This window comes from Actinokineospora globicatena, from assembly GCF_024171945.1.
In the GTDB taxonomy this organism is placed as follows: Bacteria; Actinomycetota; Actinomycetes; order Mycobacteriales; family Pseudonocardiaceae; genus Actinokineospora; species Actinokineospora globicatena.
Genome location: NZ_JAMTCR010000004.1, coordinates 533,652 through 559,406 on the forward strand (window position 1 = coordinate 533,652; position 25,755 = coordinate 559,406).

At 72.1% G+C, this 25,755-nt stretch carries 8 protein-coding genes; 5 read left to right on the top strand and 3 right to left on the bottom strand.

The genetic code is table 11. The features are described from left to right. The first annotated feature begins 143 nt into the window (after window positions 1-143). A complete protein-coding gene (locus tag LV79_RS21415; protein ID WP_253839823.1) occupies window positions 144-1,088 on the top strand; it encodes a helix-turn-helix domain-containing protein in 945 nt (314 codons plus the stop codon). 34 nt (window positions 1,089-1,122) lie between these two features. On the opposite strand, the gene LV79_RS21420 is transcribed toward LV79_RS21415, so the two are convergent. After that, complete coding sequence (locus tag LV79_RS21420; protein WP_253839825.1) at window positions 1,123-2,106, bottom strand: M64 family metallopeptidase; 984 nt, start codon at window positions 2,104-2,106, stop codon at window positions 1,123-1,125. Between the two features lie 165 nt (window positions 2,107-2,271). On the opposite strand from LV79_RS21420, the gene LV79_RS21425 reads away from it, so the two are divergent. Continuing rightward, window positions 2,272-3,225: a LysR family transcriptional regulator gene (locus LV79_RS21425; protein ID WP_253839829.1), complete on the top strand. Its 954-nt coding sequence runs from the start codon at window positions 2,272-2,274 to the stop codon at window positions 3,223-3,225. Here the strand turns inward: LV79_RS21425 and cobF are convergent. After that, window positions 3,214-3,993 carry a precorrin-6A synthase (deacetylating) gene (gene cobF / locus LV79_RS21430; protein ID WP_253839831.1) on the bottom strand — a complete coding sequence of 260 codons (780 nt, stop codon included), beginning with the start codon at window positions 3,991-3,993 and terminating at the stop codon, window positions 3,214-3,216. The genes LV79_RS21425 and cobF overlap by 12 nt on opposite strands. A 58-nt stretch (window positions 3,994-4,051) precedes the next feature. Between cobF and cobU the strand changes: the two genes are divergently transcribed. Together cobU and cobS are read left to right on the top strand one after the other, a co-directional pair. After that, window positions 4,052-4,594, top strand: coding sequence for a bifunctional adenosylcobinamide kinase/adenosylcobinamide-phosphate guanylyltransferase (cobU, locus tag LV79_RS21435; RefSeq protein WP_253839838.1), 543 nt, complete (start codon window positions 4,052-4,054; stop codon window positions 4,592-4,594). After that, window positions 4,594-5,346: an adenosylcobinamide-GDP ribazoletransferase gene (cobS, locus tag LV79_RS21440; protein WP_253839845.1), complete on the top strand. Its 753-nt coding sequence runs from the start codon at window positions 4,594-4,596 to the stop codon at window positions 5,344-5,346. Before cobU ends, cobS begins: the two co-directional genes overlap by 1 nt. On the opposite strand, the gene LV79_RS21445 is transcribed toward cobS, so the two are convergent. Beyond that, entirely contained in the window at window positions 5,343-6,167 is an 825-nt protein-coding gene (locus LV79_RS21445; protein ID WP_253839847.1) for an SDR family oxidoreductase, read from the bottom strand. The genes cobS and LV79_RS21445 overlap by 4 nt on opposite strands. A gap of 731 nt (window positions 6,168-6,898) precedes the next feature. Here LV79_RS21445 and LV79_RS21450 point away from each other — a divergent pair. Beyond that, on the top strand, window positions 6,899-25,675 hold the full coding sequence (locus LV79_RS21450) for an isopeptide-forming domain-containing fimbrial protein (RefSeq protein WP_253839849.1): 18,777 nt from the start codon (window positions 6,899-6,901) through the stop codon (window positions 25,673-25,675). Window positions 25,676-25,755: the final 80 nt, after the last annotated feature.

Below are 25,755 nucleotides of genomic sequence, written 5' to 3' on the forward strand. Positions count from 1 at the left end.
ACAGCCCGGTCCTCTCACATCGCCGTCGCGGCAGCCGAATCCAATTCTGTGTATTGCTTCCTCGGCTCGACCCTTGAGCCTGCCGCCGCCGTGCGCTCATGCTGTGGGGACACCCCGCTGAGCAACCCCTGGAGGAGCGCACTGTGACAATGGCCGCGTCGACCACCGACGACGGGGAGGACCTGTCGGCCGAGCTGACCGCCGCCCTGCGCGCGGGCCCGTTCGACCGTGCGCTCGACCTGGCGATCCGTCGCCGCGGCTTGAGCCTGGAGGCGGTCCAGCGGCGGGTCGCGCTGCGCGGTGCCACGGTCAGCCAGGCCACTCTCAGCTACTGGCGCCGGGGCGGCCGCCGCCCGGACGGCGACCGCTCGCTGCGGGCCGTGCGCGCCCTGGAGGACAGCCTCGGCCTGCCCCGCTCCGCTCTGGAGCGCCTGATCACGCCCGCTCGCCCCCGGGCCGCCGAGGACACCGCGGCCGGTCTGGCCAGCGCGCTGGACCTCACGACGGCCGCGATCGAGTCGTGCGACGGCATCGACCTCGCGGGCAACACCCGGCTGGCCCTGATGTCGCTGCACCAGCACGTCCACATCGGTCCCGACCGCACCGAGCGGTTGGTGCGCACCGAGGTCGTCGCGACCGCCAGGGTCAACGGCGTGGACCGCTGGGTCTGCTTCTTCCACCCGCAGGACGGCGAGGGCCACCACCCCACGCTGCGCACCACCGAGTGCTGCAGTCCCGCGCGAGTCCGCACGGACCTGGAGACCGAACTCCTCGCCGTAGAGCTTCGCTTCGACTACCCCTTGCGCGCGGGGGACACCTACGTCTACGCCTACGAGATCGGCTACGAAGGCCCTCCGCCAGCGACTGACTACGCGCAGTACGGTCTGCGGACCCCGGCCCGCCAACTGCTGATCCAGGTCACGTTCGACCGTGAGCAACCGCCGGTGCGCTGCTATCGGTACTACAAGAGCCCCACGGGTCTCAGCGCCAACGACGCCGAACTCCCTCTAGGCCCGAGTATGACCACCCACATCGCCGTGCCCGATGCGCCGCCTGGCGTTCACGGCATCCGTTGGGAGTGGGACTAACCGGTCGCGGACCGAAGCCCGCGACCGGTAGCACCTAGCGGGCAGGCGCCTTGCGGGCGATCGCTGCCTTCATGATGTCGAGACCGATCAGGTTGAACGGGCGCCCTAGGCTCCGCATCAACGAGTTGTCGGTTGGCCGGTAGACACCACGCTTGTAGTAGTAGCCGCCCTGGTAGGTGCCGATAACGCCACCGTCGGGGGAGGCCTTCCCGATGTAGGAGTACCACTTGACGCGGTAGCGCGTCATCGTCGCGCTCGGGTAGATGGACACGTTGGCCTCGCGGGGCTCGGCGCCCGTGTAGAGGTCGTTGGGGTAGTCGTACTCGTCAGCGAGGCCGCCGATGGAGTGGCCCAGTTCGTGCGCCACGATCTGGCCGGACTGGGCGTTGCCGCCCGACGAGGTCGCGACCCCGCCACCGGCGCCGCCGTACTTCGTGCTGTTGGCCACGGCCAGCACCTGGTCGGCCCCGGGCGCCAGCGCGGCGTACTGCTTGGCCTTGGTCTCGTTGACGCACAGCAACCGCTCCATGTCGCCGCACCAGAAGTACATGTCCAGCGCGGTGCTGCGGCTCACCCCCTTGCTCGGGTCGTTGTCCACACCGGACTGCGCGGAGACCACGTTGACCTGCCACACGTTGAACGAGTTCTTCATCGACTTGAACGGCTCGACCTGGATCAGCTCGTTCCAGCGGTTGAGCACGTGCTGGTGGTAGGTGGCCAGCTGGGCCGAGGTGTAGCCGTCGCCGACGAACACGAGGTCGAACTTCGAGCTCGACGGACCGGCCTGCTGGATGGTGACGACGTCGGCGCTGACCGCGGCGAGCGGGGCTGCCGAGGCCACGGGCGCGGGGACGCGCGCCTGGCTGATCTTGCCGTCGGGGGAGAAGACCTCCTTGACGACGGTGGCCGCCGCGGGGGCGGGATCGGGTGCCGCGGTGGCGGCGGGCTGGATCGCGGCCACGACACCGGCGGCGATACCGGCCGCCGCCACGGCGGCGAGCAGGGACTTCGTGCGCATGATGCTCCGTTCAGGCAGGGAACCACGCAGGGGGGACGGGAGCGCAGAGCCCGCCCACTATCGCCCGCACGCCGAGCACCCGGGTAATCACAGATTGCATAACCCGGTTTTATGAGTGGCTCTGATCTGTTGAACGGCGCCGAGTGCCAGACCTAGGCTCGGCGGATGGAACTGGAGCTGCGCCACCTGCGGACGGTCTGCGTCATCGCCGAGACCGGCAGCCTCACCAAGGCGGCCACCGTGCTGCGGTTGTCGCAGCCAGCCCTCACCGCCCGGCTCCGGCGGGTCGAGGCCGAGATCGGCGCGCCGCTCTTCGCGCGGGGGCCGCGGGGGATGGCACCGACGGTCGTCGGCGAGTTCGTGCTCTCGCGCGCACGGGCGATCCTGCACAGCGTCGCCGATCTGCACCGTGGCGCTGCCCGCTACTTCGACGCGAGCGAGCCCGTGATCGCTCTAGGCGGCGCGGTCGGCTCAGTGTCGGTAGGGCTAGCGGAGCGGATAGGGGAGACCCTGACCGGTATAGAGGTGCGCCTGACCATGGAGTACTCGCCGCGCCTGCTCTGGGACCTCATCGCGGCGGACAGGCTCGACGCCATCGCCACGGTCGACTACCCGGGGTACGAACTCTCCTCTACGCCCGACATCGAGTGCACCACCATCGCGCGTGAACCCATCTTCGTGGCCTTAGCGGAATGCGATCCCCTGGTCGAGAACAGCGAGATAGCGCTACCGGATCTCGCTGATCGCACGTGGGTGATGACGCCGTCCGATGGCGCGGGATGGCCAGACTGCTTCCACGCGGCCTGCGAGCACGCCGGGTTCACACCGCGCGTCCGGTATACCTCGCCCAGCACCGAGTCCATCCGTGACCTGGTAGCCCATAACCGCGCGGTCACAGCGTGCCAAGCTGTGTACCGCGGTGGCGACGGCATCGTCGTGCGCCCTCTGGCAGGTAGCCCTGTCGAGATGCGCCACGTCTTGGCTTACCGCCGCGAGGGACCACTGGGCGAGCACGCGGCGTCCGTGATCGAGCTTGCTCAGGACGCCTACTGGGCTTACGCGAAGCAACACGCCCACCAGTTCGGCGAGCTGCTGCACCACGCCCAGTTAGTCCACTGAGGACCTCTTACGGCGGAGCAGGTAGGTGTCCATGATCCAGCCCTTGTCCTGCCGGGCCTTCTCGCGCGTGTCCCTGATCTGCTCGGCTACCTCAGACAGCGGGCCCGACACGATGATCTCGTCCGCCGTTCCCACATAAGCACCCCAGTGAATGTGGATGTCGGGGTCGTTCGCGTAGGCGAGGTAAGCGTCCCTGGCGTCGAGCATCACCACGACGTCGTCTACGCCGTCCGGCCACGCTTGTTCCAACCGCCGCCCGGTTGTCACCTGCACCGCTCCGCCTACCTGGTTGAGGGTGGTGTGACAGCGCGCGGCCAACGCGGAGACACTGCTGATGCCCGGGTGGACGAGCACCTCGAACTCCAGGTTCCCGCGCGCGCGAATGTCATCCACGACCGAGATGATGCTGTCGTAGAGCGAAGGGTCACCCCAGACCAGGAACGCCCCGGTCTCACCGGGTGCCAGGTTGTCCGCGATCAACCGCTCGCACGCGTCCGCTCGCCGCTTGCGCCAGTCCGCGACCGCCTCGCCGTAGCCCGCCTCGGTGCGCACCCGCTGCGGGTCCTGCACCCGCGCGAGCCGGTAACCGCCAGCGGGGACGTGCGCGTCGAGGATCACCTGCCGCAGGTCCGAGAGCTCCCCGGCCGCGTCCGGCTTGTCCAGGAAGAAGAACACGTCGGCCCGGGTCATCGCGGCCACCGCGCCGACCGTCACGTGGTCGGGGTCACCGGCGCCGATCCCGATGATCTCCACTCGCGTCGCGTCCATGCCAAGACCCTAACCGGGCCCGGGTCGATCACCCGACCGCGGCTGACAGGATGGCCCGATGGACAGCCAGCCGCAGCGGACCCTCGTGCTCGGCGGCACGCGGTCCGGCAAGTCCGCGCACGCCGAGGGCCTGCTGCGTGGCGACGGACCGGTCGACTACCTCGCCACCGCGCGCCGCGACCCCGGTGACGCCGAGTGGTCGGCCCGCATCGCCGAGCACGTCGCCCGCAGGCCCGCCCACTGGCGCACCACCGAGGTCCCCGTCGCCTCCGCCCTCGCGGCCTTCCTGCGCTCCGCCGATCCGGGCGACCCGCCGATCCTCGTCGACGACATCGCGACCTGGGTCACCGGCGTGCTCGACGACACCGGCTGGGATCGCGCGAACCGGCCGATCACCGTCATGGACGACCTCGTCGCGGCCGTCGCCCAGTGCCGGGCGCGGTTGGTGCTGGTATCCGCCGAGGTGGGTCTCGGGGTCGTGCCGTCCACCAGCGCGGGCCGCCTCTTCCGAGACGAGTTGGGTGCACTCAACGCCGATCTAGCCGCACAATGCGACGAGGTTCTCTTACTCGTAGCCGGTATCCCACTGAGGTTGCGCTGATGGTTGCTCTAGACGGCCTGCGGTTGTCCTTCCACTGGCTCACCGTCCTACCGGTCCCCGCGCAGCGGACCGACCTGGACGCTCGTAGGTGGGCCATCGCCACCGCGCCGGTGGTCGGTCTCGCGTTGGGCGTCGTGACCGCAGGACTCTTGTTCTGCCTTCGAGAGGTCGGCGTACCGGCGCTGGTCGCTGGTCTTCTCGCGGTAGGCGCGATCGCGCTACTGACCCGAGGCATGCATCTCGACGGGCTAGCGGACACCGCGGATGGTCTTGGTTGCTACGGGCCCCCTGAACGCGCGCTCACGGTGATGAAGGAGGGTGGGATCGGCGCTTTCGCCGCAGTCGCCTTGGTCATCGTCATCGGAGTGCAAGCGGCGTCGCTCGCCACACTGAGCGCGTCTGGACGACTACCTGCTGTCGTTCTTGCTCTTACAGTTGGCAGGGCGGCCTTCTCCTGGTGCTGCCGCCACGGGGTGCCCGCCGCGCGACCGGAAGGCTTCGGCGCGCTAGTTGCCGGAACACAGCCTGTGGCCGTACCTATCGTCTGGGCGTTCGCGCTCTGCGTCGCCGGGGTCTTCGTGGTCCCCGGGGTTCCGCTGCTAGGTCCGGCAGGAGTCGCTCTAGCGGCGGTGGTGGTGGTCGCGTTGACTCATCACCTCCACCGCCGCTTCGGCGGAGTTACCGGAGACGTCTTCGGCGCTAACGCCGAGGCAGCGACAACGGCCGTCCTCGTCGTTTGCGCTATCTCCTAGCGGAAGTCGTCAGCGTGGTCAGCCGCCCACTGTGCCAACGTCCTCGCTGGCTTGCCCAGGACGTCCTCCACAGTTGACAGTGCCGTCTCCGGGATCTCGGTAGCTCCAGCCCAGACCGCCAACAGCCAATCCGCGACCCACCCAGGAACCTCCTCCGGCAGTTCTGCCTTCCACTGCTCCGGCGTCAACTCCTCGAACCTGATCTCCCTACCGATGGCCGCGCCGATCGTCCGCGCTTGCTCGACCTTGGTCTGCACCTGCGGCCCGGTGAGCGCCAGCACCTGGCCCACGTGCCGATCGGTGGTCAGTGCCGCTACCGCTACCTCGGCGATGTCGACCTCGTGGATCGCGGTCTGCGCGGACAACCCGTACGGCTCGCGGACCACGCCCTCCTCGCGGATCGACGCCGCCCACTCCAGCAAGTTGGTCGCGAACATCCCCGGCCTCAGATGTGTCCACTCCAGGCCGGAGTCCTCCACCGCCTCCTCCGCTACGCGATGTGACTCACCTACCTGCTCGTCGCCGAACCCCACCGACGCCGACGACAAGAGCACCACGCGGGTCACCCCAGCCCTCTTGGCCTGCTCGAGCACGCTCGCAGTCTTGCCAGCCGCGAACAGGTAGAGGCCGTCGACCCCTTCGAACGCGCCCTCCAGCGTCTCGGGGGCGTCCAGATCGCCCCCGACCACCTCGACGTCTTCCGCGAACCTCGCGGTCTCGGGACGCCTGGTCATCGCCCGCACCGCCACCCCGGCGGCCAGCAGTTCGTCGACCACGTGCCGACCGACGTTCCCCGTCGCCCCGGTGACCAGCACTCGCATGGTTCTCCTCCCTAGGACCGGGTCGTCAAGATCCGGTCCCGGCCGACGCTAGCCACGGGCGGCGGTCGCCCGCACATAGCAATTTGCCGTAGCAAATCGCCCGGTGGCGCTGGCGGTCTCGCGCGAGGCAAGAGGTGGAGCGTCATCTCGCCCCTCTGGATCTCGGTAGCGTTAACTGCTCTTCGTCCTCTTGGGACCTGCAGGTAGTCCAAACGCACTAGTGCCTCGCGCGCGGCCGACTATCCGATGTGGACTCGTCGGGCACGCGGAGGGGGCGTCACTCGTAGTTGTCGCGAGTGGTCTGACCCGTCCGAGTGGTTTTCGCGGTCTTGAACCGGGAAATGTTGGCTCCCAGTGATGCTGCCCGGAGAAATTGCCTCATCCTTGTGGTGCTCGATCGGCTGGCTTCCGCCAAATTGAGTGAATCCCCGCGGCCCGGTCGATCACGCCGCGAAGAAGATCGCCGAGGCTGGTGACCGACCGTTGTTCCGCGGCGCCGATGTCACGTGGCCGCGTCGTTGACCAGCGCCTACACCCTCGGAAGGGCGACGCAGGCCAGGCCATTCTCTGCGCTGTGTGATTGATGTGGGTTATCCCCACCCGATTGGGTATGACCCCTGCCAAGTTCTGTTTCTCCGCCTAAGGTGATCTCAGTTTCCCTCTGCGACGCCAAAGGATTTGCCATGGGTGCGGTGTCTCGACCCACGGTCCAGCGACGCACCCGTGCGGGTGTGCTCAGCTTGACCGCGGCTTTGCTGGCGACCTTGCTGCCGGTCGTCGCGCCCACTCCCGCGCAAGCGATCGTGCGGGCCCCGTTCGACGCGGTGTACTCCACTGAGGACAACGGCGCCATCACGCTCATCGGTGCGAGCAACATGGACTGCCCCACGTTGTCCTCGGGGTGCACCTCGGCGCGGGCGGGAACCGCGACGGGAACGTCGAACAACAACAACGTGTTCAACATGGGTTTCGTCGACGTGGACCTGGACCTGTCCACTTCGAACTCGTCCACCGCGACGCTGGCGATGCCCGCGGGCTCGACGGTGCTCAACGCGCGCCTGATCTGGGGTGGGCGCACCGTCGCGGGCACCAACGGCGTCGCGCCGACCAAGGCCGTCAACACCATCAGGTTCCGCACCCCCGGCGCGACCTCTTACACCACCCTCACCGCGTCCAACCTCATCCAGCCCGCCGCGCTCGTCACCAGTGACGGCGGCCCCTTCCAGGCCTCGGTCGACGTCACCGAGCTGGTCAAGGCCGCGGGCAACGGCCTCTACATGGGCGCGGACATCGGTGCCGCGACCGGTCAGGACCGCTACGCGGGTTGGTCGCTGATCGTCTCCTACCGCAACCCGTCGCTGCCGCTGCGCAACCTGCGTGTGTTCGAGGGCTTCGCCGACATCACCTCGGCGACCGGCAACAACAGCGTCGACATCCCGGTCACCGGCTTCCTCACCCCGACCACCGGCAACGTCAACGCCTCGGTCGGCGTCGTCGCGTGGGAAGGCGACTACGGCACCACCGGTGACGCGCTGCGCCTGGGGAGCACAACGCTCAGCGATGCCACCCGACCCGCGACCAACTTCTTCGACTCGCGCATCAGCGACGCCGGTGTCGACCAGCTCGGTCGCAACCCCGCGAACCTGAACAACTTCGGCGTCGACATCGGCCGCATCGCCACCACCAACGTGCTCAGCAACGGCAGCACGTCGGCGACGATCAACCTGACCTCCAGCGGCGACTCGTACTACCCGGGCGTGGTCACCAGCCAGATCGACCTGTTCACCCCGTCGTTCAACGCGGTGAGCAAGACCGTGACCAACCTCAACGGCAACAACCCGGCCCAGCCGGGTGACACGCTGGAGTACCGGCTCACCTTCGCCAACACCGGTGGCGACTTCGCCGACACCGCCGTCGTGCGCGACCCCGTGCCCACCGGCTTGTCGTTCGTCCCCGGCAGCCTCGTCGTCGAGACCGATCCCGGTGGCGCTACCGGGACCAAGACGGACGCGACCGGTGATGACACCGCCGACTACACAGCAGGGGACAGAACTGTCCGTTTCCGGGTGGGTACCGGGGCCAACGCGTCCACCGGTGGCACCATCGCGCCGGGAGGGTCTGTCGCGACCCGGTTCCGCGCCACGGTCAACCGCGCGGCCGCCGGGTCCACGATCGTGAACACCCCGATCCTCGACTACCGCGCCCGCACGCTGAACCGCAACTACTCCTTCGCGGGCAACGCGGTCAACACGACCGTCACCGCGCTGGCCGACCTCGCGGCGGGCAAGACCGTCGCGGCCCCGTCGCAGAACGCGGGCCAGACGGTCGCCTACACGATCTCGGCCACCAACAACGGTCCGAACAGCGGCACCGGTGTCACGCTCACCGACACGCTGCCCACCGGCACCACCTACGTCTCCACCTCGCCGCCCGCGGGCGTGACGTGCACCCCGTCGGGGCAGACGGTCACCTGTTCGCTCGGCACCGTCGCCAACGCGACCACCGTCTCGATCCCGGTCGTGGCCAGGGTCAACGCCGACACCGCGGGCGGTGTGGTGATCAACTCGGTGCGGGTCGCCGGGACCACCGCCGACGACGTCTCGGTCAACAACACCGCCACCGTCCCGGTGACCGTCACCCAGTCCGCCGACCTGCAGGTCACCAGCTCGCTCAACGGCCCGGTCGTGCCCGGCACCGAGCAGACGGTGCTGACCACCACGGTCACCAACGCGGGCCCGTCGACGGCCCGCGACGTCGTGATCAACATCCCGCTGCCGGACGGCACCACCGTGGTCTGGGCGACCGACGGGTGCACCGTCAGCGCGGGCACGCTCACCTGCGTCGTCGGCACCCTCGCCCCCGGCGCGACCTTCACCGCCGACGTCGTGCTCGCCGTCGACCCCGGCTTCGCCGCCCCGACCCTGTCGATCACCTCGTCGGCCTCGGCCAGCACACCGGACCCGGCCAACGGCAACAACTCCTCGACCGCGACCCAGCCGACCGCCCCGCTCGCCGACCTGCGGGTGACCAAGACCGCGTCGACGCCGACCCCGGTCGCGGGCACCAGGACCAACTACACGATCACCGTCACCAACGACGGTCCGTCCGACGCCCGCAACGTGGTGGTCACCGACCCGATCCAGACCGGTGTCTCGGTCGTCAGCGCCAGCCCGCAGTCCGGCACCTGCACCACCGGCACCACCGTCTCCTGCCAGATCGGGGTCGTGCCCGCCGGTGGCTCGGTGACCGTCAGCCTGCGCGTGGCCATCGCGCCCGACCGCCCCGCGGGTGAGCTGACCAACGCCGCCACCGCGACCACCAGCACCCCGCAGGAGTTCACCGCCAACGACTCGGCCAGCGTCGCCACCGTCGTCGGCCGGGTCAGCGACCTGAGCATCACCAAGACCGCGGTCCCGCAGCCGGTCGTGGCCGGTGGGCCGCTGAACTACAACCTGACCGTGGCCAACCACGGCCCCTCGGTCGCCGACAGCGTCGTGGTCACCGACACGCTGCCCGTCGGGCTGACCGCCACCGGCGAGCAGACCACCCAGGGCACCTGCGCCGTGGCCGGGCGGACCATCACCTGCCAGCTGGGCAGGCTCCCCGTCGACGGCTCCGCGTCGATCACCATCACCGCCGACACCCCGGGCACCGTGCCCGCGGGCGGGTTCACCAACACCGCCACGGTCACCTCGACCAGCGCCGACCCGAACCCCGCGGACAACACCGCGACACACACCTCGTCGGTGACCGCGCAGGCCGACCTCGCTGTCACCCAGGTCGTCGCCGCGCCGTCGGTCGTCGCGGGCACCGGAACCCGCTACACCATGACCGTCACCAACGAGGGCCCGTCGGTCGCGCTGGGCGTGACCTCGAGCCAGGTGATCCCGGCGGGCTTCACCATCGGCACCATCACGCCGACCACCGGCAGCTGCCAGATCCAGAGCGGCCGGGTGGTCTGCAACTTCGGCAACCTCCCCGCGGCGGCGGCCGCCTCGGTCACCGTCGACGTGACCGTCCCCTCGGGACAGACCCTCGGCTCGACCACCGCGACGGCCACCGTCGCGGCGACCACACCGGACCCGACGCAGTCCAACAACACCGCCAGCACGCTGGTGTCGGTCCGCGCCGAGGCGGACGTGCGCATCGCCAACGTGCAGGCGCCCGGCACCTTCGTCGCCGGTGAGGCGTTCACCCGCACCTTCAGCGTGGGCAACGTCGGCCCGTCCGACGCCCGCGACGTCGCCGTCGTCGCCGACCTCCCGGCAGGCGTGCTCGACCTGGTCGTCACCCTGGACGGGGTCAGCTGCCCGGTCACCGGCGGCCGGGTGAACTGCGCGGTCGGGACCCTGACCGCGGGCCGCGTGATCAGCGGCACCGTGTCCGGCCGGATCGCCGCGTCGAGCCCGCCCGGGCCGCGCAGCTTCTCGGCGACCATCAGCACCTCCAGCCCGGACCCGGTGCTGCTGAACAACTCCGTCACCGCCGCGACCGCGGTCACCGCGTTCTCCCGCCTGACCATCGACCAGACGGTCAACCCCTCGCCGCTCGTGGCGGGTGCGCGGGCGACCTACGGCATCGTCGCCGCCAACAACGGCCCGTCCGACGCGACGACCGTGACCGTCACCCACACCGTGCCCGCCGAGCTGACCATCGTCTCCGCGGTCAGCACCCTGGGCTCCTGCACCGTCGCGGGCCGGGTGGTCACCTGCGTGCTCGACCGGCTGCCGTCGGGCACCAGCGACGCCCTGTCGGTGACCGTGGACGTGTCGCCGACCGCCAGCGGGTCGGTGGAGACCAGCGCCCAGGTCGTCACGGTCAGTCCGAGCCCGGGTGGTGAGGACCAGCTCGACATCCTCGCGACGCCCGTCGTGCAGAGCGCCGACCTGGTGCTCACCGGCACCATGTCGCAGAACCCGGTCCGCGCGGGCACCGCGCAGACCTACACGCTGACCGTGTCCAACACCGGCCCGTCGGTGGCCACCGGCGTGGTCCTGTCCGACACGCTGCCCGACGGGCTCGTCCTGCTGCCCGGCGGTGTGGCCGTCCAGGGCGGCACCTGCACCCCGACCCCCGACAACAAGGGCGTCAACTGCTCGTTCGGCACGATCCCGCCCGGCAGCTCCCGGGTCGTCGTGCTCAACGCACTCGTGCCCGCGGACACCCCGGCGGGCACCGTGCTCACCAACACCGCCGCCGTCGGCTCGCCGACACCCGACCCGACGCCTGCCAACCGGGCGATCTCGCTGGCGGCCACCGTCAGCGCGGACGCCGACCTCGCCATCACCACCAACGCCACCTCGGGCAACGCCGAGGCGGGCCGCGACACCAGCTACACCATCACCGTCGCCAACAACGGCCCGTCGGTGGCCAGGTCGGTGGTCATCTCCGACCCGCTGCCCGCCGGTCTGAGCTTCATCTCCGCCGACCCGAGCTGCACCCTGGTCGGCACCGAGGTCCGGTGCGCGATCGGCGACCTGGCCCAGGGCGCCATCAAGACCGTCGCGCTCACCGTCCGGCTCGCCGCCGACTACAGCCAGCCGACGGTGGTCAACACCGCCACCGTCAGCGCGGCCACCACGGACTCGACCCCGGCGAACAACTCCAGCTCGGCCACCCAGTCGGTCAGCGCCAACGCCGACCTGCGCTCGGCCATCTCGCTCACCTCCGGGCCGCTGGTCGCGGGCACCCCGGCCACCTACCGGGTCAGCACCACCAACCTCGGTCCGTCGGTCGCCCCGCAGGTCGTGCTGACCGACCCGCTGCCCGCGGGCCTCACCTTCGTCAGCGCCACGCCCGCGGGCGGCGGGAGCTGCGTGTTCGAGTCCGGCTCGGTGCGCTGCACCTGGCCGTCGCTCGCGGTCGGCGCCTCGGTCTCGGCCGACATCACGGTGAACCTGTCCAGCGGCGCCCCCGCCGGGTCCACCGTGGCCAACACCGTCGTCGCCTCCGCCGCCGTGGCCGACGCGCACCCGGCGGACAACTCCGCCACCGCGACGGCCACCGTCGGCGCCGTCGCGGACGTGTCGGTCGTGCAGGTGCTCACCTCCGGTGCCCCGGTCGCGGGCGGCAAGCTCACCTGGCAGGCGGTCGTCCGCAACGACGGCCCGTCCTCCGCCTACGGCGTCACCACCACCGACCCGGCCCCGGCCGGGGTCACCTACAGCCTCGTGACCAGCACCGCGGGCACCTGCTCGATCAACGGCAGCGGCGCCGCGGTCTGCGCGATCGGGGTCCTCGCCTCGGGCGCCACGGCCACCGTGACCCTCACCGGCACGCTCTCCCCCGACTACACCGGCACCGGTGTCACCAACACCGTCACCGTCTCCAGCACCTCGAGCGACCCCGACCCCAGCGACAACGCCTCGTCGGCGGTCTCCGACACCACCAGCAGCGCCGACCTGGCCCTCGCGGTCACCGCGCAGCCCGAGCCGGTCGTGCCCGGCTCGGTGGTGAGCTGGACGTTCACCGCCACCAACAACGGCCCGTCCACCTCGCGCGGAGTCGTCGTCAACGACGAGCTGCCCGCCGGGGTCACCCCGCGCCCGCAGGCCGGGTGCGCGCTCACCGGCCAGCGGTTCAGCTGCCCGATCGGCGACATCGCGGTCGGCGCGTCCGCCTCGGTCACCGTGTCCGGCACCCTCGCCGCCGGGTTCAGCGAGGCCTCGCTGCGCAACACCGGCACCGTCGGCGGCGGCACCGCGGACCCGGACACCCGGGACAACACCGCCACCGCGGTCAGCACGCCGAACCCGCAGGCCGATGTCGCCGTCACCGTCGTCCAGCCCACCAACGCCGTCGCCGGTCAGCCCGCGACGTGGACCGTGCGGGTCAGTGACGCCGGTCCGTCCGACGCGGTCGGCACCAACGTCACCGTGACCATTCCCGCGTACCTCAACAACGCGTCGGTCCGGTGGCCGTCCGGGGTGTGCACCGTCGCAGGCGCCGTCGCGACCTGCCCGATCGGTGTCGTCACCGCCGGGCAGAGCATCGACATCACGCTCACCGGCACCATCGACGCCGCGTACTCGGGCCCGCTCACCGTCGGCGCCGAGGCCATCGCGCAGACCGCCGACCCGAGCCTGGCCAACAACGTCGCCGACGCCATCTCCTCGGCCAGCCGCGCCGCCGACCTGGTCACCACGCTGACCGCGCCCACCGCCGCGGTGCCGGGCACCCGGCTGACCTGGGTGCTCAGCTCGCGCAACCTCGGCCCGTCGACCGCCGACGCCGTCGTGCTCACCGCGACCCTCCCCGAGGGCGTCACCGCGATCACGGCGACCACCCAGGCGGGCACCTGCGTGGTGAGCGGTCGCGACATCAGCTGCCCGGTCGGGGCCGTGGCGCCGGGCGTCACCGTCCTGGTGACCCTCTCCGGGCTGCTCGCCTCGAGCGCCACCACGCCCACCATCGCCGCCACCGGCTCGTCGACGTCGACCACCCCCGACCCGGACTCGGCCAACAACTCGACCAGCGCGAGCGCGCCGGTCACCCCGCAGGCGAACCTGCACATCGCCAAGGCCGTCACCAGCGGCGTCCCGGTCCAGGGCGCGCCGATCGTGTTCGCCATCGAGGTGCGCAACGGCGGCCCGTCCGACGCCCAGTCGGTCACCGTCGCCGACACGGTGCCCGCCACCGTCGGCCAGCTCACCGCCCAGACGCCGGTCGGCACCTGCACGTTCACCGGCCAGGACCTCGCCTGCGCGCTGGGCACCATCGCCGCGGGCGCGGCGCCGGTCACCGTGACCGTGCGCGGTGTGCTCGCCGACGGCGCGGGCGACACGGTCTCCAACACCGCCACGGTGTCCAGCCCGACGCCCGAGGTGGACAGCTCGGACAACTCCGGGTCGGTCACCGCGTCGGCGACCGAGTCCGCGGACCTGTCCATCGGGGTCGCGGTGCCCGGCACCGTGGTCGCGGGCAGGCCGTTGACCTACACCGTCACCATCACCAACGACGGCCCGTCCACCGCCGACGCGGTCACCCTCGACGGCGTCCTGCCCGCCGGGCTGCTCGGCCTGACCAGCGACCGGCCGTCGTGCCCGAACCTCGGGTCGTGCTCGGTGGGCGACATCGCGCCAGGGGCCTCGGTCGTGGTCAGGTTCACCGGCACGGTCGACCCCAACTACGCGGGGTCGGTGCTGGAGTCCCGGGTCAACGTCTCGTCGCCGACCCCCGACTCCGACGGCCGGGACAACTCGGCCGCGTCCACCGTCACGGTCACCACCTCGGCCGACCTGGCGACCGGGCTCTCGGTCGACCCGAACCCGGTGGCGCCGGGCACCACGCTGCTCTACACCGCCACCATCAGCAGCCAGGGCCCGTCGAGCACCCAGGGCGTGGTGACGTTCTCGCCGCTGCCCGACGGCACCGACATCGGCGGCCCGATCACCTCCACCCAGGGCACCTGCTCGACGATCGGCCGCAGCGTGGTCTGCGACCTCGGCCGGATCGACCCGACCACCGCCGTGATCGTGCGGATCCCGGTGAAGGTCGCCTCGTCCTTCGCCGACGGCAACATCGTCAAGTCCATCTCGGTGCAGGGCTCGACCGACGACCCCGACCAGTCCAACAACTCGGCCAGCGCCGAGGCGGCGGTCGTGCGGGTGGCCGACCTGTCGGTCGACCTGACCGCGCCCGCCGAGGTCGTCCCCGGTGACGCCGCCACCTGGGACCTCAAGGTGGTCAACTCCGGGCCGTCCGACGCCCCGGTGACCGTCGTGCACACGCTGCCCGCGGGCGTCGGTGAGATCACCGCCATCGCCTCCGGCGGCACGTGCACCGTCGTCGACCAGACGGTCCGCTGCGACCTGGGCACCGTGGGCGCGGGCAACACCGCGACGATCACGGTCTACGGCGTCGTCGCCCCCGACGTCACCGCCGCGCAGCTGACCAGCTCCGCGACGCTGGAGTCGACCGTCGCGGAACCGTCCAACACCCAGCCCGACGGCCGCTCCGACAGCGCGTCGAGCACCGTGCGGGCGCGCGCCGACATCTTCGTCGAGGTCGTCTCCGACACCCCGACGATCACCCCCGGCCAGCAGGCGAGCTGGACGATCACCGCGATCAACGCCGGTCCGTCGACCGCGCGCGACATCGTGGTCACCGCCGTGGCCCCCGCGGGCACCACCGGCGCGACCCTCACCGGGCCGCCCGGGGTCACCTGCGACAGCGCCGCGCTGCGCTGCGTCATCCCGGCGCTCACCCCCGGCAAGGAAGGCAGCGCCCAGCTCACGCTGCGCGCGAACGTGCCAGCCGACCTGGCGGTGCCGCTGGTCGACGCCGAGGCGACGGTGGCCAGCCCGGTCGAGGACCCGGACACCGGTGACAACACCGCCACCGCGAGCACCCCGGTCAGCCCCACCGCCGACCTGCGGATCGCCGTGGCCGTGACGCCGCAGCCGATCGTGGCCGGTGGCCCGGTGGCCATCACCGCGACCATCACCAACGCCGGTCCATCGGTCGCGGCGGGCACCACCTTCACCCTCCCGGTGCCGGTCGGGCTGGAGGACATCACCGTCGAGGCGCCCCCGGGCGTCACCTGCGACACCTCGGTGGCCTGCGCGGTCGGCACGCTGCCGGTCGGCGACATCCAGATCGTCATCCGCGGCCGGGTGTCGCCCACCTACACCGAGAGCACGCTGAGCCTGGCCGCGTCGGTCTCCTCCGACGCCGGTGACCCCAACCCGGGCGACAACTCCACCACCACCGTGACCCAGTCCGAGGTCTCCGCCGACCTCGGGGTCACCGCGACCATCGACCCGGCGGCGCCGGTCGCGGGCTCGCCGGTGACGGTCACCGCGGTGGTCCGCTCCAGCGGCCCGTCGACCGCGACCGACGTGACCTTCACACTGCCGATCCCGGCCGAACTGCGCGACGTGCAGGTCACCGCGCCCGCAGGCGTCACCTGCGACCCGACCGTGGCCTGTTCCCTCGGCACCGTGCTGCCGGGCGCCGAACTCACCATCGTGGTCCGCGGCGTGCTCGCCGCTGACTTCACCGGCGGCTCGCTGGCGCTGACCGCGTCGGTCGACTCGTCGAGCCCGGACAACAACCCGACCAACGACTCCGCCACCGCGACCGCGTCGACCTCGGCGTCGGCGAACCTGTCGGTCGTCACCACGGCCGACCCGGACCCGTTGACCGCGGGCTCGCCGGTGACGCTGACCTCGACCATCCGCAACAGCGGCCCGTCCACGGCGACCGGCGTGGTGTTCACTCTCCCGGTGCCCGCCGGGCTGACGGACATCACCGTCGAAGCGCCCGCGGGGGTCACCTGCGACACCGCGGTCCGCTGCACCGCCGCCAGCGTGGCGCCCGGGCAGGACCTCGTGATCGTCGTGCGCGGCCGGGTCAAGTCCGACGTCACCGATCCGAACATCGCCGTGACCTCCACGGTGACCTCCCCGGTGAGCGACCCCACGCCCGCCGACAACAGCAGCACCGTGACCACCGGTGTCGGTGTCGCGGGTGACGTGCGGGTCGCGCTCGTGGTCGACCCGCAGCCGCTGGTCGCGGGTTCGCCGGTGACGGCGACCGCGACGGTCCGCAACGAGGGTCCGTCCACCGCCACCGGTGTCACCTTCACGCTGCCGGTGCCCAACGGCCTCGTCGCCGTCGAGGTCACCGCTCCGGCCGGGGTGAGCTGCGACGAGAGCGTGGCCTGCACCATCGGCACGCTCGCCCCCGGTGCCGAGTCCGTGATCACCGTCCGGGCCAGGGTCGCCCCCGGCTTCACCAGCCAGGACATCACCCTCACCGGCTCGGCGGCGTCCACCAGCGCCGACCCGACGCCCGCCAACAACATCGCGACCACGACCACCGCGGTCGGTGCCAGCGCCGGTGTCGCCGTTGCGCTCACCGTCGACCCGGCCACCGTCACGCCGGGCACCCCGGTGACCGCCACCGCGCGGGTGAGCAACGGCGGGCCGTCCACCGCCGCGGGCGTCACCGTCGCGATCCCGGTACCCGCGGGGCTGACCAACGTCGTGGTCACCGCGCCCGCCGGTGTCACCTGCGACAACTCGGTCGCCTGCACCATCGGCCTGGTCGAGCAGGGCGCGGACGTCGTGATCACCGTGACCGGTGTGCTCGACCCCGCCTACCCCGGCAACGCGATCACGTTCACCGCGACCTCGGGCTCCGACACCCCGGACCCGACGCCCGGTGACGGGTCCGCCTCGGTGACCAGGCCGGTCGCCGCCTCGGCCGACCTGGACGCGCTGCTCGACATCACCCAGGACAACCCGGTCGCGGGCAGCCCGATCGAGATCGTCGCCGACGTGGTCAACCGTGGCCCGTCCACCGCCGTGGGGGCCACCCTGGCCATCCCGGTGCCCGCTGGCGTGATCAACGTCAGCGTCGTCGCCCCGCCCGGGGTCACCTGCGACACCGGGGTGTTCTGCACCATCGGCACCCTGGCGCCCAACGCTTCCGCGCGGGTCGTGCTGCGCGGCACGGTGGCGCCGGATGTGACCGCGCCGATCACCGCCACCGCGACGGCCACCGCCCAGACCGCGGACCCGACGCCGGGCAACAACTCGTCGACCGACACCGGCAGCACCGCCACCTCGGCCGACCTGGCGTTCACCGCGCAGGTCACGCCGACCCCGCTCACCGCGGGCACCGCTGTCGCGGTCACCGCCGCGCTGACCAACAACGGCCCGTCCGCCGCGACCGGCGTCAGCTTCACCGTCCCGGTGCCCGCGGGCGTCACGGGGATCACCGTGGAAGCGCCCGCCGGTGTCACCTGTGACACCGCGGTCGCCTGCACCGTCGGCACCATCCCGGCGGGCGGCACGGTGAGCGTGGTCGTGCGCGGCACGGTGGCGCCGAACGTCACCGGCCCGGTGACCTTCACCGGCTCCGCGACCTCCGCGGTGTCCGACCCGAACACCGCCGACAACTCGTTCAACGTGACCGGGAGCGTGGGCACGGCGGCCGACCTCGGGGTCACGCTCGCCTACGAGCCCGGTGCCGTGGTCGCCGGTTCGCCGTTCGCCGCCAAGGTGACGGTCCGCAACGCGGGTCCGTCCACCGCCGCGGGCACCGCGCTCTCGTTGCCGCTGCCCGCAGGCATCGTCGACGTCGAGGTGCTCACCCCGGCCGGGGTCACCTGCGACACCAGCGTGTCGTGCACGTTCGGCGACCTCGCCCCGGGCGCGTCCGCGGAGATCACGGTGAGCGGCCGGATCGCCACCGACTTCAGCGCGCCCGACCTGACGCTGACCGCCACGGCGGCGACCTCCGCGACCGACCCGTCCGCCGGGAACAACACCGCGACCGCGACGACCGCCGTCGCGAAGTCCGCGGGCCTCTCGGTCGTGTCCACCCTGGACCCGGCCACCCTGGTCGCCGGGTCGCCGTTCACCTCGGTCACCACGATCGCCAACGGCGGTCCGTCGACCGCCACCGGCGCGACCTTCACCCTGCCGATCCCGGCAGGCGTGATCGGCGTCCAGGTCATCGCGCCCGCCGGGGTCACCTGTGACAACTCGGTGAGCTGCACCGTCGGCGCTGTCGCGCCGGGCACCACCGTGCGGGTCGAGGTGCGCGGCACCGTCGACCCGGCGTTCACCGGGCCGTCGCTGGCGTTCACCGCGAGCGCCGCGTCCGCGACGCCGGACCCCGACCAGGCCGACAACTCGACCACCGTCACCGGGAACGTCAGCGTGACCGCCGACCTCGCGGTCAAGGTCACCCCGAACCCGCTCAGCCTGACCTCGGGTTCGCCGTTCACCATCACGGCCAGCGCGCGCAACGACGGCCCGTCGGTCGCCACCGGCGTCACGCTGACCCTGCCGATCCCGGCCGGGGTCGTCGACGTCGAGGTGGTCGCGCCCGCCGGGGTCACGTGTGACACCTCGGTCGCCTGCACCATCGGGTCCATCGCGCCCAACAGCCAGGTCGACGTGCTGGTCCGGGCCAGGGTCGCGCAGGACTTCACGGGCACCGGGCTGATCCTGACCGGCTCGGTCGCCTCGCCGACCGCCGACCAGGACACCGCCGACAACAGCACCACGGTGCCGGTCCAGGTCAACGCGACCGCCGACCTGAGCGCGTCCACCACCGTCGACCCGGGCGCCGTGCTGACGGCAGGCTCGCCGGTCACCATCACCACGACCATCCGCAACGCCGGGCCGTCGGCCGCGGTCGGGACCACCTACACCTTCCCGGTGCCCGCGGGCCTGATCGACGTCCTGGTCAACGCCCCCGCCGGGGTCACCTGCGACACGACCGTCACCTGCTCCGTCGGCTCGGTCGACGCGGGTGAGCAGCTCGTGATCACGGTGACCGGGCGGGTCGCGCCGGAGTTCACCGGCGGGTCGCTGACCTTCGACACCAGCGTGTCCTCGCCGACGCCCGATCCGGACACGGCGGGCAACAGCAGCAGCACCACGGTGCCGGTCGTCGTCAACGCCGACCTGTCCGCCCAGCTGTCGATCGACCCGGCCGCGCTCACCGCGGGCTCCGCGTTCACCGCGACCGCGACCCTGCGCAACGCGGGCCCGTCGACCGCCACCGGTGTCACCTTCGCCGTGCCGCTGCCCGCGGGCGTCGGCAACGTGGAGGTCGTCGCCCCCGCAGGCGTCACCTGCACCACCGCCGTGGTCTGCACCGCGGCCACGGTCGCGCCGGGCAGCACCACGGTGATCACGATCCGCGGCACCGTCGCCCCGGACTTCACCGGCTCTACGTTGCCGTTCAGCGCCACCGCCTCCTCGGCGACGCCGGACGCCTCGCCGGGCAACAACTCCGCGAGCTACGACGCGGCGACCGGCGCCTCCGCCGGGCTGTCGGTCCAGACGGTCGTCGACCCGGCCGGGCTGACCGCGGGTTCGCCGTTCACCGCGACGACGACGCTGCGCAACGCCGGTCCGTCGGTCGCGGCGGGCGTCACCTTCACCCTGCCGATCCCGGCGGGCGTGGTGGACGTCGAGGTCGTCGCCCCGGCCGGGGTCACCTGCGACACCACCGTCGCCTGCACCGTCGGGCCGCTCGCCTCGGGCGCGGACGTCGTCGTGGTCGTGCGCGGCCGGGTCGATGCGGGCTTCACCGGCGGCAGCGTGAGCCTCACCGCCAGCGCCGCGAGCTCCACTCCGGACACCAACCAGGCCGACAACTCGACCACCGTCGTGGCGCCGGTCGCGGTCACCGCCGACCTCGGGGTGGCCGTCACCTCGAACCAGACCTCGCTCACCGCCGGGTCGCCGGTGGCGATCACCACGACGGTCAGCAACGCGGGTCCGTCCACGGCCACCGGGGTCGCGGTGACCCTGTCGGTGCCCGCCGGTCTGACCAACGTGGTCGTCGACGCCCCCGCGGGCGTCACCTGCGACACCGCCGTGTCCTGCACGATCAGCTCCCTCGCGGCGGCCGGGACTGTGGTGATCACGGTGCGCGGCACGGTGTCGCCGTCGTTCACCGGGTCCGACCTGTCGTTCACCGGCGCCGTGTCCTCCGGTGCGGGCGACCCGGCCCCGAGCGGCAACACGAGCACGCTCAGCCTGCCGGTGGCCGTCGCCGCCGACCTGGCTGTCGTGTCACTGACCGGCCCGGCGACCACCGCCGCGGGCACCCCGGTCACGCTCACCGCGACCCTGCGCAACGCCGGTCCGTCGACCGCCGCGGGCGCGACGTTCAGCCTGCCGATCCCGGCCGCGCTGACCGGCGTCCAGGTCACCGGCCCGGCAGGCGTCACCTGCGACACCACCGCGGTCTGCACCCTCGGCGACCTCGCCCCGGGCGCGGAGATCACCCTGGCCATCACCGGCACGGTCGCCCCGACCTACACCGGACCGGGCCTGACCTTCACCGGCACACTTGACTCGCCGAGCCCCGACCCGACCCCGGGCAACGACTCGGCCACCGCCACCACCGCCGTCACGGTCGCCGCGGACCTCGCCGTCACCAGCGCGCTCGACGCGACCTCGGTGACCGCGGGCACCTCGGTGAAGCACACCGTGACCATCCGCAACAACGGCCCGTCCACCTCCGGCCCGGTCACCGTCGACCTGCCGGACCTGGCCGGGGTCACCGTCACCGACGTCCAGTACACCGCGCCCGGCGGGGTGAGCTGCGTGGCCAGGGCCATCAGCTGCACCATCGACCCGCTGGCCCCGGGGGCGTCCGCGCAGATCGTGGTGGTCGCGGCCGTCGCCGCCGACTTCACCGGGTCGCAGCTGACCTTCACCGCCGAGGCGTCCTCGTCGTCGCCGGACCCGTCGACCGCGGACAACACCGGATCGGCGACCGCGACGGTGTCCGCCTCGGCCAACGTCGGGCTGACCGCCGCGCTCGACCCGACCGCGCTCGTCGCCGGATCGCCGGTGAAGGTCACCGCGACGATCAGCAACACCGGGCCGTCCACCGCGACCGGCGTGACGTTCACCCTGCCGGTCCCGGCGGGCGTGCAGAACGTCAGCGTCACCGCGCCGCCCGGCGTGACCTGCGACAACACCGTCAGCTGCACCGCGGCGAGCCTGGCGCCCGGCGCCACCATCGACCTCGTGGTCAACGGTGTCGTCGCGCCGAACGCCAACCCGACCGGGATCACGTTCACCGCCACGGCGGGCTCGGCAACCGCCGACCCGAACGCGGGCAACGACACCGTCGTCCTCAACGCCGGGGTCACCTCGTCCGCCGACCTGACGATCGACACGACCTTCAACCCGGGCACGCTGACCGCGGGGGAGACCTTCACCGCGACCACCGTGATCGGCAACGGCGGCCCGTCAACCGCGACCGGCGTGACCTTCACGCTGCCGATCCCGTCCGGGGTCGGCACCGTGACGGTCACCGCGCCGCCCGGCGTGACCTGCGACACCAGCGTCAGCTGCACCATCGGTGATGTGCCGCCGGGCACCGACGTGACCATCGTGATCAGCGGCCGGGTCACCCCGACCACGACCACGCCGCCGACGTTCACCGCCACGGCGTCCTCGCCGACGCCCGGCCCGGACCCGGCCGACCGCACGGTCACCATCACGCCGCCGCTGGCCGTGAACGCGGACCTGCGCACCACGGTCGTGCTCGACCCGGCCACCCCGACCGCCGGTTCGCCGCTGTCGGCGACTGTCACCGTGGCCAACAGCGGGCCGTCCGCGGCGACCGGCGTGGTCGTCACGGTGCCCGTGCCCGCTGGGCTCACCGGGGCGGACTTCGTGGTCCCGGCTGGTGTCACCTGCGACGCGAGCGGCACCTGCGTGATCGCCAGCGTCGCCCCCGGCGCCCAGGTCTCGATCGTGCTGCGCGGCACCGTCGACCCGGCGCAGACCGGCACCCTGGTCGTGTCCGCGGCGGCGACCTCGCCCGCCACCGACTCGACGCCGACGGACAACTCGTTCACCGCGAGCGCTCCGGTGACCGCGAACGCCGACCTGGCCGCCACCGCGGTGGTCACCTCCGGGCCGCCGATCGCGGGTTCGCCGGTGGGCATCACCGCGACCATCACCAACAATGGGCCGTCCACGGCGACGGGCGTCACCTTCGCCATCCCGCTGCCGCCGGGCCTGCAGCAGGTCCAGGTGACCGCCCCCGCGGGCGTCACCTGCGACTCGTCGGTGCTGTGCACCGTCGGCACGCTCACCCCGGGCACCACGGTGACCGTGACGGTCCAGTCGGTGCTTGGCGCGGACGCGAGCGGTCCGTTCGAGATCACCGCGACCGCCGACTCGCCCACCCCGGACGCCGACGAGACCGACAACACCATCACGGTGTCCAACGCGGTCACCACCGTCGCCGACCTGACGGTCACCGCCGACATCGGCCCGGACCGGGTCGTGGCGGGCGCCGCGGCCACGATCACCACGACGGTCGCCAACGCCGGACCGTCGGTGGCCACCGGGGTCACCATCACCATCCCGGTGCCCGCGGGCCTGCTCGACGTCGTGGTCACCGCCCCGCCGGGCGTCACCTGCGACACCGCGGTCACCTGTGTCGTCGCCTCGCTCGCCCCGGGGGCCTCGGTGGAGGTCCTGGTCACCGGCACCGTCGCGGTCGACCAGACCACGCCGCTGACGAGCACCGTGACCGTCGACTCCGACGCGAGCGACCCGAACGGCGCGGGCAACACCGTGGCGCTGTCCGAGCCGGTCGCCGCCGACGCCGACCTGTCGATGGTGCTCGACTTCCAGGCCGACACCCTCACCGCGGGCGCTCCCGCCGTGGTGATCGCCAAGGCGCGCAACGCCGGTCCGTCCACCGCGGTGGCCGTCCTGTTGGCCCTGGGTCTGCCGGGTGAGTTCGAGAACATCACGATCATCGCCCCGAACGGGGTCACCTGCGACAACACCATCGCCTGCGAGCTCGGCCCGTTGGCACCGGGCGCGGAGGTCGTGATCGAGGTGCGCGGCGTGTTCAGCTCCGACGTCGCGGGCGACGCCACCGTGGTGGGCGTGGTCGAGTCCACGACCAACGACCCGGTGCCCGGCAACGAGTCGGTCATCGTCACCCAGGCCGTGTCCACCGAGACCGACGTCTCGATCACCAAGGCGGGCCCGACCCAGGTGACCGCCGGTCAGCAGATCACCTGGACGCTGGCGGTGCACGCGGACGGCCCGTCCGACGCGCGCAACGTGGTCGTGGTCGACACCCTGCCCAAGGGCGTCACCCCGGTCACCGCCGACCCGGCCTGCGTGCTCACCGACCGCACCTACCGCTGCGCGCTGGGCACCCTCGCCCAGGGCGGGGACCGGGCGCTCACCATCACCGCCGAGGTCGACCCGGAGTTCAGCGACCAGCAGTTGGACAACGCCGCGTCGGTGACCACGACGGTGACCGACACCGACGTCTCGAACAACACCAGCCTGGCCGTCACCCAGATCGCCAGGATCGCCGACCTGTCCATCGACAAGACGCTGAACCCGGACCCGATCGTCCCCGGTGACCAGGCGGTGTTCACCCTGGACGTGGTCAACTTCGGCTACTCGACGGCGACCAACGTGGTCATCACCGACCCGATCGGCCCCGGCATGACCCCGGTCTCGGCGACCCCGACCCAGGGCACCTGCGCCATCGTCGGCCAGGTGGTGACCTGCACGCCGGGCTCGATCGGGCCCGACGGCGACGTGACGGTGACGATCGTGGTCGACGTCGACCCGGGCTTCGTGCCGAACACGGTCAGCAACACCGCCACGGTCGTCTCCGACGTCACCGAGGCCGACCCGTCGGACAACACGGTGTCCATCGCCGGTGCCGCGGCCGCGGTCACCGACCTCGGCCTGGTCATGACCCCGGACCGGCCGCTGTACGCGCCGGGTGACCCGATCAGCTGGCTGCTGACCATCACCAACAACGGCACCTCCACGGCCAGGGAGGTCGTGCTCACCGACCAGTTGCCCGCCAACGTCGGCTCCATCGTGGTGCCCGCGGGCTGCGTGCTCACCACCAACCGCGTGGTCTGCGACCTGGGCGACATCGCGCCGGGGGACACCGCGACGGTGCTCATCGCCGGTCAAGTCGCGGCGAACGCGACGGCGGGGTCGATCGTCAACACCGCCTCGGTGATCTCGTCCACCGCGGAACAGGCCCCGACGGACAACTTCGCCTCGTCGACCAGCACCGTCGACGCCCAGGTCGACCTGCGGGTGAGCAAGACCGTGGACGGGCCGATCGTGGCCGGTGACGACGCGGTCTGGGTGGTCGCGGTGACCAACGCCGGTACCAGCGCCGCCGCCGACGTGGTCATCACCGACGCGCTGCCCAACGGCGCCACCTACGTCTCGGCCACGGGAGCCACCTGCACCGCCACCGACGGCGTCGTCAGCTGCGGTATCGGCACCCTCGCCGCGGGCGCGACCGCCACGGTCCGGCTCACCGCCGCGATCGACCCGGCGGTGGCGGGTGACACGCTGGTCAACTCGGTGCTGGCCACCTCGTCCTCGGATGACGCCAACACCGCCGACGACGACGCGGTGTCCAGTGAGCCGGTCCAGCGCCGGACCGCGCTCTCGGTGCTCAAGACGGCGGACAAGACGACCGCCGCGGTGGGCGACGAGATCAACTGGGTGGTCGTGCTGAGCAACGCGGGTCCGTCCACCGCACCCGCGGTGACGGTCACCGACGAGCTGCCCGCCGGGGTCACGCTGATCTCCGCGGTGACCAGCACCGGCACCTACGACCCGGCCTCCGGGGTGTGGCGCCTGGACGCGATCACGCCGGGGGAGCAGCCCACGCTGCGGGTGGCCGCGCGGATCGACCGGGCGGGCTCGCTGGTCAACATCGCCACCCTGACCGCCGCCGACGTCATCGACTCCGAGGACACCGACGACACCGCGACCGCCGCCACCGAGGTGAGCGCGGAGGACACCGACCCCGGCACCGAGACCCCGACGCCGGACCCCGGCACCGACACCTCGGGGCAGCAGCCGGACACCACCGACCCCGAGGACCAGGACCTCAGCCAGACCGGGTTCGCCGTGCTGCGGTGGCTCACCATCGGCTTGCTGCTGACCGTGGCCGGTGTCGGCCTGGTCTACCACTCGCTGCGGCGGGGCAGGCGGTCGTGAGTTGCCCCGGCTCGATCCCGACCGCGGTGGACGGCGTGGCCCGCCGGGCCGCGCGCCCGCCAGGTCGGGCGGAAGGAGGC

What these genes read in the sequence shown, in the direction of transcription:
- LV79_RS21425 (WP_253839829.1), top strand. Translation starts at nt 2,272, where the DNA reads ATGGAACTGGAGCTGCGCCACCTGCGGACGGTCTGCGTCATCGCCGAG.
- cobS (WP_253839845.1), top strand. Translation starts at nt 4,594, where the DNA reads ATGGTTGCTCTAGACGGCCTGCGGTTGTCCTTCCACTGGCTCACCGTC.
- cobF (WP_253839831.1), bottom strand. Translation starts at nt 3,993, where the DNA reads ATGGACGCGACGCGAGTGGAGATCATCGGGATCGGCGCCGGTGACCCC.
- cobU (WP_253839838.1), top strand. Translation starts at nt 4,052, where the DNA reads ATGGACAGCCAGCCGCAGCGGACCCTCGTGCTCGGCGGCACGCGGTCC.
- LV79_RS21445 (WP_253839847.1), bottom strand. Translation starts at nt 6,167, where the DNA reads ATGCGAGTGCTGGTCACCGGGGCGACGGGGAACGTCGGTCGGCACGTG.
- LV79_RS21420 (WP_253839825.1), bottom strand. Translation starts at nt 2,106, where the DNA reads ATGCGCACGAAGTCCCTGCTCGCCGCCGTGGCGGCGGCCGGTATCGCC.